General features: G+C 70.3%; 8 protein-coding genes. 4 read left to right on the forward strand and 4 right to left on the reverse strand.

Going from position 1 to position 6,912, the window contains the following annotated elements:
* Positions 1–39: 39 nt before the first annotated feature.
* Both murQ and BQ2383_RS12715 read right to left on the reverse strand, forming a co-directional pair.
* Complete coding sequence (gene murQ / locus BQ2383_RS12710) at positions 40–975, reverse strand: N-acetylmuramic acid 6-phosphate etherase (protein WP_091034452.1); 936 nt, start codon at positions 973–975, stop codon at positions 40–42.
* Positions 965–1,861: an N-acetylglucosamine kinase gene (locus tag BQ2383_RS12715; protein WP_091034455.1), complete on the reverse strand. Its 897-nt coding sequence runs from the start codon at positions 1,859–1,861 to the stop codon at positions 965–967. Before BQ2383_RS12715 ends, murQ begins: the two co-directional genes overlap by 11 nt.
* A gap of 132 nt (positions 1,862–1,993) precedes the next feature.
* Between BQ2383_RS12715 and BQ2383_RS12720 the strand changes: the two genes are divergently transcribed.
* Positions 1,994–2,851: a MurR/RpiR family transcriptional regulator gene (locus BQ2383_RS12720; RefSeq protein ID WP_091034458.1), complete on the forward strand. Its 858-nt coding sequence runs from the start codon at positions 1,994–1,996 to the stop codon at positions 2,849–2,851.
* A gap of 30 nt (positions 2,852–2,881) precedes the next feature.
* On the opposite strand, the gene BQ2383_RS12725 is transcribed toward BQ2383_RS12720, so the two are convergent.
* The gene (locus tag BQ2383_RS12725; protein ID WP_091034577.1) at positions 2,882–4,009 is read right to left on the reverse strand and encodes a DUF998 domain-containing protein; all 1,128 of its coding nucleotides are present in this window, start codon (positions 4,007–4,009) and stop codon (positions 2,882–2,884) included.
* A 69-nt stretch (positions 4,010–4,078) separates the two neighbouring features.
* Here BQ2383_RS12725 and BQ2383_RS12730 point away from each other — a divergent pair, with 69 nt between their 5' ends.
* From BQ2383_RS12730 to BQ2383_RS12740, 3 genes are read left to right on the forward strand one after another with little or no spacing between them, the layout of a single operon-like run.
* On the forward strand, positions 4,079–4,729 hold the full coding sequence (locus tag BQ2383_RS12730) for an HAD-IA family hydrolase (protein WP_091034460.1): 651 nt from the start codon (positions 4,079–4,081) through the stop codon (positions 4,727–4,729).
* Positions 4,730–4,778: 49 nt separating this feature from the next.
* Complete coding sequence (locus BQ2383_RS12735; protein ID WP_091034463.1) at positions 4,779–5,135, forward strand: YidH family protein; 357 nt, start codon at positions 4,779–4,781, stop codon at positions 5,133–5,135.
* Positions 5,132–5,533 carry a DUF202 domain-containing protein gene (locus tag BQ2383_RS12740; RefSeq protein WP_244176008.1) on the forward strand — a complete coding sequence of 134 codons (402 nt, stop codon included), beginning with the start codon at positions 5,132–5,134 and terminating at the stop codon, positions 5,531–5,533. The genes BQ2383_RS12735 and BQ2383_RS12740 overlap by 4 nt, the downstream gene beginning before the upstream one ends.
* Here BQ2383_RS12740 and BQ2383_RS12750 read toward each other — a convergent pair.
* On the reverse strand, positions 5,530–6,912 hold a 1,383-nt coding region (locus BQ2383_RS12750; protein ID WP_140403354.1), incomplete at its 5' end, for an HNH endonuclease signature motif containing protein. The two genes, BQ2383_RS12740 and BQ2383_RS12750, sit on opposite strands and share 4 nt — an antisense overlap.

Here is a 6,912-nt window from a genome sequence, read left to right on the forward strand (position 1 = left end):
CGCATCCTATTGAGCGGTTGACCGCACGGCTCCTCCGAGTCAGGCGAGAGCGGCGATCGCGTCGCGGAGCACCCCGTCGGCCTCGTCGAGCGCAGCCGCCGCGTCTTGCGGAGTGGCATCGACCGCCAGCATCAGCAGCGCGCGCTTCACCGAGCCGTCAGCCCCCTGCAGCGCGGCGGCCGCGACGTCGATGTCGACGCCCGCGAGCTGCGACACGGTGCGGACGGAACGGGCGTGGAGCTTCTCGTTCGTGGCGAGGAGGTCCACCATCACCCCGCGGTAGGTCTTGCCGAGCTTGATCATGGACAGGGTCGTGAGCATGTTCACGACGAGCTTCTGCGCGGTGCCGGCCTTGAGCCTCGTCGACCCGGAGATGAACTCCGGCCCGGTCACGACCTCGATGGCGACCTCGGCCGCGGCCCCGATCTCGGAGTCCGCGTTCGAGGCGATCGCCGCCGTGAACGCGCCGACGCTGCGGGCGTAGTTCAGCCCGCCGACGACATAGGGCGTGCGTCCGGAGGCCGAGATGCCGACCACCGTGTCGTCGGCGGAGAGTCCGAGTTCGCGGAGGGACTCGCCTGCCGCCTCCGCGTCGTCCTCCGCGTTCTCCACGGCGGAGCGGATCGCGATCTCTCCGCCGGCGATCAGCCCGACCACCATCGACGGATCCGTGCCGAAGGTGGGCGGGCATTCGCTGGCATCGAGCACGCCGATGCGTCCCGCCGTGCCGGCCCCGATGTAGATGAGCCGACCGCCGCGCCGGAACCGCTCCGTGATCGCGTCGACGACCGTCGCGATCTCGTCCGCCCGTTCGGCGACCGCCTCGGGGACCCGACGGTCCTCGGCGTTCATCCGACGCACGAGCTCGGCCGTGCTCAACAGGTCGAGATCCCCGCGCTCGGTCGTGGACGCCTCGGTGCCGAGGCCTTCGAGCACGGAGAGGAGGGAGGCGAGACGCGAGTCGTCATTCGGCACGGTGGACGAACCTTTCGTGAGGGAGGTCGGTGCGGCGTGCGATCAGCAGCGCACCGTCGAGGGCATCGCCGACCGCGGGGATCACCCGGCGACCGGCAGCGTGCAGCGAGGAGGTGAGGGAGACGCGGAACCAGTCATGGCCGGTGAGGCCGCCATGCAGTGCGACGTCGCTTGCCAGTGAGGAAGCGGCGACAGCCGTGGCGGTGAGCAGGTGGACTGCTTCCGTCGAGATCTGGAGGGCGACGTCGTCACCGGCCTCCGCCGCGTCGAGGACGAGAGGCGCCAGCGTCGCGAGGCGCCGTGGCAACGGCTCACTCCGGGCGATCCACTCCTGGATGTCGGACACGGCGCCCACCGGACCCGCGATCGCGTCGGTGAGGCCGGTCTGCGCAGCGAGTCCGTCCGCGGCACGCAGCACCGCGCGCAGCGCCTCGCGTCCGAGCCAGGAGCCGCTGCCGAAGTCGCCGAGTTCGGGACCCCAGCCGTCGACGAGTCGTGCGCCGTCGCCGTCGATGCCGAGGGCGGCGGCGCCGGTCCCCGCGATGAGGAGCACGCCGGTTCCGCCGTCGAGCGCTCCCGCGTGGGCGGTGACCACATCGGAGGCCACCACGGTGCGCGCAGCCGTCGCGACGGCGAGTCGTTCGGCCAGCTCGCGGGCGGCTTCCGGCGCGAGCCAGGCCCCGGCGGCCCCGACGCCGATCCGTTCCAGACCGGAGACGCCTTCGAGCAGGGGCATGATCGCGTCGAACGCTGCGCTGACGCCGTCGGCCGCCGCGAGACCGGGGGCTCCGACGCCGGATCGTTCCCTCCGCCCGTCGTCACCGCTGATCGTGATGCGGCAGCGGGATTTGCCGAGGTCGACGCAGGCGATCGGATGGTCGTGCATCGGTTCTCCTCACGGACGCGGTCGCAGAGCTATGGAAAGAGACTACATACGAAGTAGAATCATCGGAAAGAATTTACCATCCCGCTGCTGCGTTCGCGGGACATCCCGGAACCCGTACGACCGGAGGGCCGCGTGAGCATCCAATCGACCATCGAGGCCGCGGCTTCCACGTTGCCACCTTCGCTCTCCCGCATCGCGGCGGCGATCCGGGAACAGCCGTCGATCGTGATCGACATGACGATCAACGAGCTGGCCCAGGAGTGCCGGACGTCGGTGGCATCCGTGGTGCGCTTCTGCCGGGCGATCGGTTTCAGCGGCTACGCCGCGCTGCGGATGGCTCTGGCGACCGAGCTCGGCAAGGAGGCCGCGCAGTTCTCCGCCCGGGGCGCCTTCGGGTCGGAGATCTCCGATGCGGACACTCTGCAGGAGGCCGTGTCGAAGCTCGCGGCCCTCGAACTACTGGCGATCGAGGAGACGGTCGCCCGGCTCGACTTCGACGTGCTCGAGGCCGCGATCACCGCGATCGACGGCGCCGACCGCATCCTCCTCTACGGAATCGGCGCCAGCCAGTTCGTCGCCGAGGACCTCGCGCACAAGCTCCTCCGCGTCGGGCGCAACGCCCACGTGCTCGCCGACCCGCATGAGGCCGTCGCCGCCACCGTGCTGCAGACGGCACCGACGGTCGCGATCGGGTTCTCGCACTCCGGCGCCACGATCGAGACGGTGCGCTTCCTCGAGACCGCGCGCCGGAACGGAGCGGCGACGATCGCGGTGACCTCGGCGAAGGACTCACCGCTCGCCCGGGCAGCCGACCACGCCCTGTTCACCGAGGTGCGGGAGTCGTCGTTCCGCGCGGGCGCGATGGTCAGTCGCATCGCACAGCTCACGCTCGTGGATTGTCTGTTCGTCGGGGTCGCCAAGCGGAGGTTCAACGAGACCGTGGACGCTCTGCGTCGCACGCGCGAGGCGATGCAAGAGCTCCGCGACTGATCACGCAGCGCAGACGACGGGAAGACCCTGTCAGCCTGCGGTGAGCGCCTCCCCGACCTCGTCGGCGTGGGCGGGCGGCACTGCTCCGATCGAGCCCGCCGTGCGCAGGAAGACGATGATCCAGCTGAAGATCAGCACCGCCGCGATGAGTTCGACGGCTGTGAGGTTGTAATAGCCGACCGCGAAGAACGCGGCCAACAGGATGATCACCAGCACGAACGCCCAGCCGAAGCCCACGAACACCTTCGGAATGCTGGGCAGGAGCCACGGCAGCCCCACCACGACGACACCGAACACGACGGTCATGCCGGTCGCGACGGTGTTGTGCAGGAGGAAGAACTCGTCGACGGGGAACAGCCCGACGCAGGCGAGGAAGATCCCCAGGAGGATCAGACCCCCGCGCACCACGAACCGTCCGCGACGGTCGGCGGGATCATCGGCGGGGAGGCCGGCCGTCGCATACCGGGAGATGGTCGTCACCATGACCCCGGCGATGATCAGCGTCGCGTTGAAGGCGACGGACGAGCTGTTGCTGCTCATCCCCAGCGCCGACAGGTTGTCGCGCCACCAGTGCACATCGCTGGAGGCGAGCATGCTGGCGAAGGCGCCGACGACGAGGAAGACCGCGAGTACGAGTGAGAGGACCATGGGCGTGAGGGCCACCGCGCTGAGAAAGCAGACGTAGCCGGTCAGGGCGAAGGCGACCGCCACCAGTACCGCGCCGGGGAAGGCGAACACCGGCGCATCCGTGAAGCTCCGTTCGAGAAGCTCCGCGATGCCGAGCCAGCCCAGGTAGGCGATCGCGGCGTGCGCGAACGCGATGGCGGCGAGGTCGTACCAGCGCAATCGGTCTCCCGGCACGGTGAAGCCGTCGCGGACGGCGCCCGGATCCACCTGTTCTGGCCGCACCGCGAAGCGCCCGAGGGCGAAGGCGATGGCCGCAGTGATCGCTCCGCCGAACGCCGCGAACACACCGATCGAACCGCTGCCGCTGATCGCCAGCTCATGCCCCCAGAACACCGGGAGCGCGACGACGAAGCCGATCACGAGGAAGCCGGCGCCGACGATCAGCGCAGTCGCCTCGAACACGGCATCCGCCGTCTCCGGACCCCGCACCTGCCGCAGCACCTGCACGACTCTCTTCGCGAGCGCATTCATCGTCCGTGCCTCCCGGTGCACATCATAGGAGTCGGCGGCATCCGATCCGGCCCGCACTAGCCTGGAGGGGTGCCTCAGACTCTCGCCGCCCGCGCCGTCCTTCTCGACATGGACGGGACCCTCGTCGATTCGACAGCCGTCGTGGAGCGGCTCTGGCTCGCCTGGGCCGAGCCGCACGGCATCGACCCCGAGACGGTGCTCCGCGTCGTGCACGGCCGCCAGGGCCACCAGAGCATGGCGATCATGCTGCCCGAGCGCGACCATGCCATCAACCTCCACGAGAACGAGATCATGCTCGCCACGGAGGCGGGTGATGTCGACGGGGTGATCGAGATCCCGGGCGCACGCGCGCTGCTCGAAGCGCTGCAGCCCTTCCCGCACGCGATCGTCACGTCCGCCAACGTCGCTCTCATGACCGCACGGATGCAGGCCGCCGGGCTCACCGTCCCCGAGCACAGCGTGACCGCCGAAGACGTGTCCGCCTCCAAGCCCGATCCCGAGGGGTTCGTCCGCGCCGCGGGTCTGCTGGGGATCGACCCAGCGGACTGCGTCGTGTTCGAGGACTCCGGCGCAGGAATCCAAGCGGGTCTCGCGGCCGGCATGCGGGTCGTCGGTGTCGGGAAGCACGCGGCAGCACACAACCCGACCGTCCTGGTCGCAAATCTCTCGCAGGTGGCCGTGACCCCCACCGCGACCGGGTTCGAGATCACGATCTCCTGACGAAGGCCGCTCCCCCGCGATCGCCGCACCCCGCCGCTACGATGAGGCGATGCGACGTTTTCCCGCCTCGGTGTACGGCATCGGAGAAGAACCCGATCCGCGTTTCTCCCTGGCGAACGAGCGCACATTCCTCGCCTGGACCCGCACCGGACTCGCGCTGATCGCGGGTGGCGTCGCCCTCGAAGTACTGGGCCTCGATCTGCATGCCGGGTTCCGTCTCGCAGCCTCACTGCTGCTGATGATCACCGGCACGGCGGTCGCGCCCCTCGCCTGGTGGGAGTGGATGCGTGCGGAGCGCGCTCTGCGCCAGTCGCGCCCACTGCCCGGAGCCTTCTCTGCGATCGTGCTCGCGGTCGTCGTGACGGTGGTGGGCCTGCTGGTGCTGGCCGGGGTGCTCTGGCGGTGACCGGTCAGGGGCGCATCCCCCCGGGGTCACTCGTCTCGGGTCCGTTCGATCCGGGACTGCAGCCGGAGCGCACGGAACTCGCGTGGCGGCGAACTGCGCTCGCCGTCGCGATCGGCTCGGTCGTCTCCCTGCGGATCTTCCCCCTCCTGCTGCCGTCCGACGCCGCGGCGTGGGGGCTCGCGCCGGGAGTGGTCGGCATCGGCGCTGCATGCGCGTTCTGGCTGGCGGCTCGGCGCCGACAGCTGCAGACGACGGCCGCGCTGCACTCCGCGAATGCCCCGGGGCCCTCGACCGCTGCTCTGCCCGGAGGCGGGATGCTGCTCGCGTTGACGATGCTCGCCACCGCTTTCGGGGCCGTATCCCTCACCATCGTCGCGGTGTCACTCCTCGCGCACTAGGTCGCCTGACGCTTCATCCCACTCGCAGCCGAGTGCCACACCCGCAGCGGAACAGAACGCGTTTCGTGTCGTGGCGTCGTTGTTCGCGGCGTCGTCGTCCGTGGCGTCGTTGTTCGCGGCGTCGCCGTCCGGGGTGTCGCGGGTCGTGGTGTCGCGGGTCGTGGTGTCGCGGGTCGTGGTGTCGCGGGTCGTGGTGTCGCGGGTCGTGGTGTCGCGGGTTGTGGTGTGCGCCATCGTCTGGCGGGGTCCCACCAGGCGGGTCCGCGGACGTGGGGTGTGCCGTGGCGCATCCGGATCTCCCATCCGCTGGTGTCGAGGGTGCGGTGGTGGTGCCAGCAGAGGGCAACACCGTTGTCGGTATGGGTGGGGCCGCCGCGGGCGTGTTCGGTGACGTGGTGGATCTCACACCAGGTCGCGGGGACATGACAGCCGGGGATGAGGCACTCGCGGTCGCGGAGGGTGATCGCGCGGCGCTGGTGGACGGTGAAGATCCGGTCGGTGGTGCTGATGCCGATGATCCGCCCGTGCGGGTCGAACAGCACCCGTTGCACCCCGCCCGCGCACGCGGTGTGCGCGGCGACGCGGGTGGGGACGGGGGTGTCGATGCCGTCGACGTGCGCCCAGCCGCGAGCGGACGTGTAGTCGTCTGCGGTGATGGACACGATCAGGGTGGGTGCACCGCCGCCCAGGCGTGGGGTGTCGTCGTGGCGGGCGGCGATGCCGAGGATCGCGGCGAGGGTGTCGTGCTGCTTCTGCGACCGTGAGCGCGGGTCGACCATCCGTCCCGGGTCACCGGACGGGAGGACATCGTCGTCCATACCCGCGTCATCGAGGGTGTCCGAGTTCGTCTCCGAGTTCGTTTCCGAGTTCGTCTCCCCCGTCGGCCGGAACTCGACTCCGGGGGCGGGTGGTCCGTCGACTTTCGGGTTCAGATACGCGTCGAACAGGCGCTGCAACTGTCCCGCAACCTCCGGCAGCAGCCTGCCCCGGATCGGGATGACCCCGTCTTTCGCCCGCCCGAGCGTCAGCCCCCGCACCCGCATCGCGATGTCGTCCGCGGGTTCCGCGCCGTCGGGGTCGAGATACTGCACGATCACCTGCGCCAACAACCGCAGATCCTCCGGCGTCGCCGCCGGTCCAACATCCCCACCAGCATCCGGTTCCGCATCCGCAACCGCAAAGCCGCGCGCGTACGCGGCCAACTCCGCATCCGCCCGTAACCGGTCGCCCGTCCCGATCCGGGCCCCGGCCTGCTCGATCGGCCCGATCGCCGCCAACAGCCCCGCGACCCCGATCGTCCCGTCCACCAACGCCTCCCGCAGCGCAGGCCACCGCGCCGGCAACCACGCCCCCGACGACAACCCCACCTCCCGCCGCAC

It is taken from the genome of Microbacterium oxydans (genome assembly GCF_900095745.1).
In the GTDB taxonomy this organism is placed as follows: domain Bacteria; phylum Actinomycetota; class Actinomycetes; order Actinomycetales; family Microbacteriaceae; genus Microbacterium; species Microbacterium oxydans_B.

Bases quoted from the DNA above. Each gene is read 5' to 3' on its own strand.
- BQ2383_RS12725 (WP_091034577.1), bottom strand. From the start codon at position 4,009: ATGAATGCGCTCGCGAAGAGAGTCGTGCAGGTGCTGCGGCAGGTGCGG.
- BQ2383_RS12735 (WP_091034463.1), top strand. From the start codon at position 4,779: ATGCGACGTTTTCCCGCCTCGGTGTACGGCATCGGAGAAGAACCCGAT.
- BQ2383_RS12715 (WP_091034455.1), bottom strand. From the start codon at position 1,861: ATGCACGACCATCCGATCGCCTGCGTCGACCTCGGCAAATCCCGCTGC.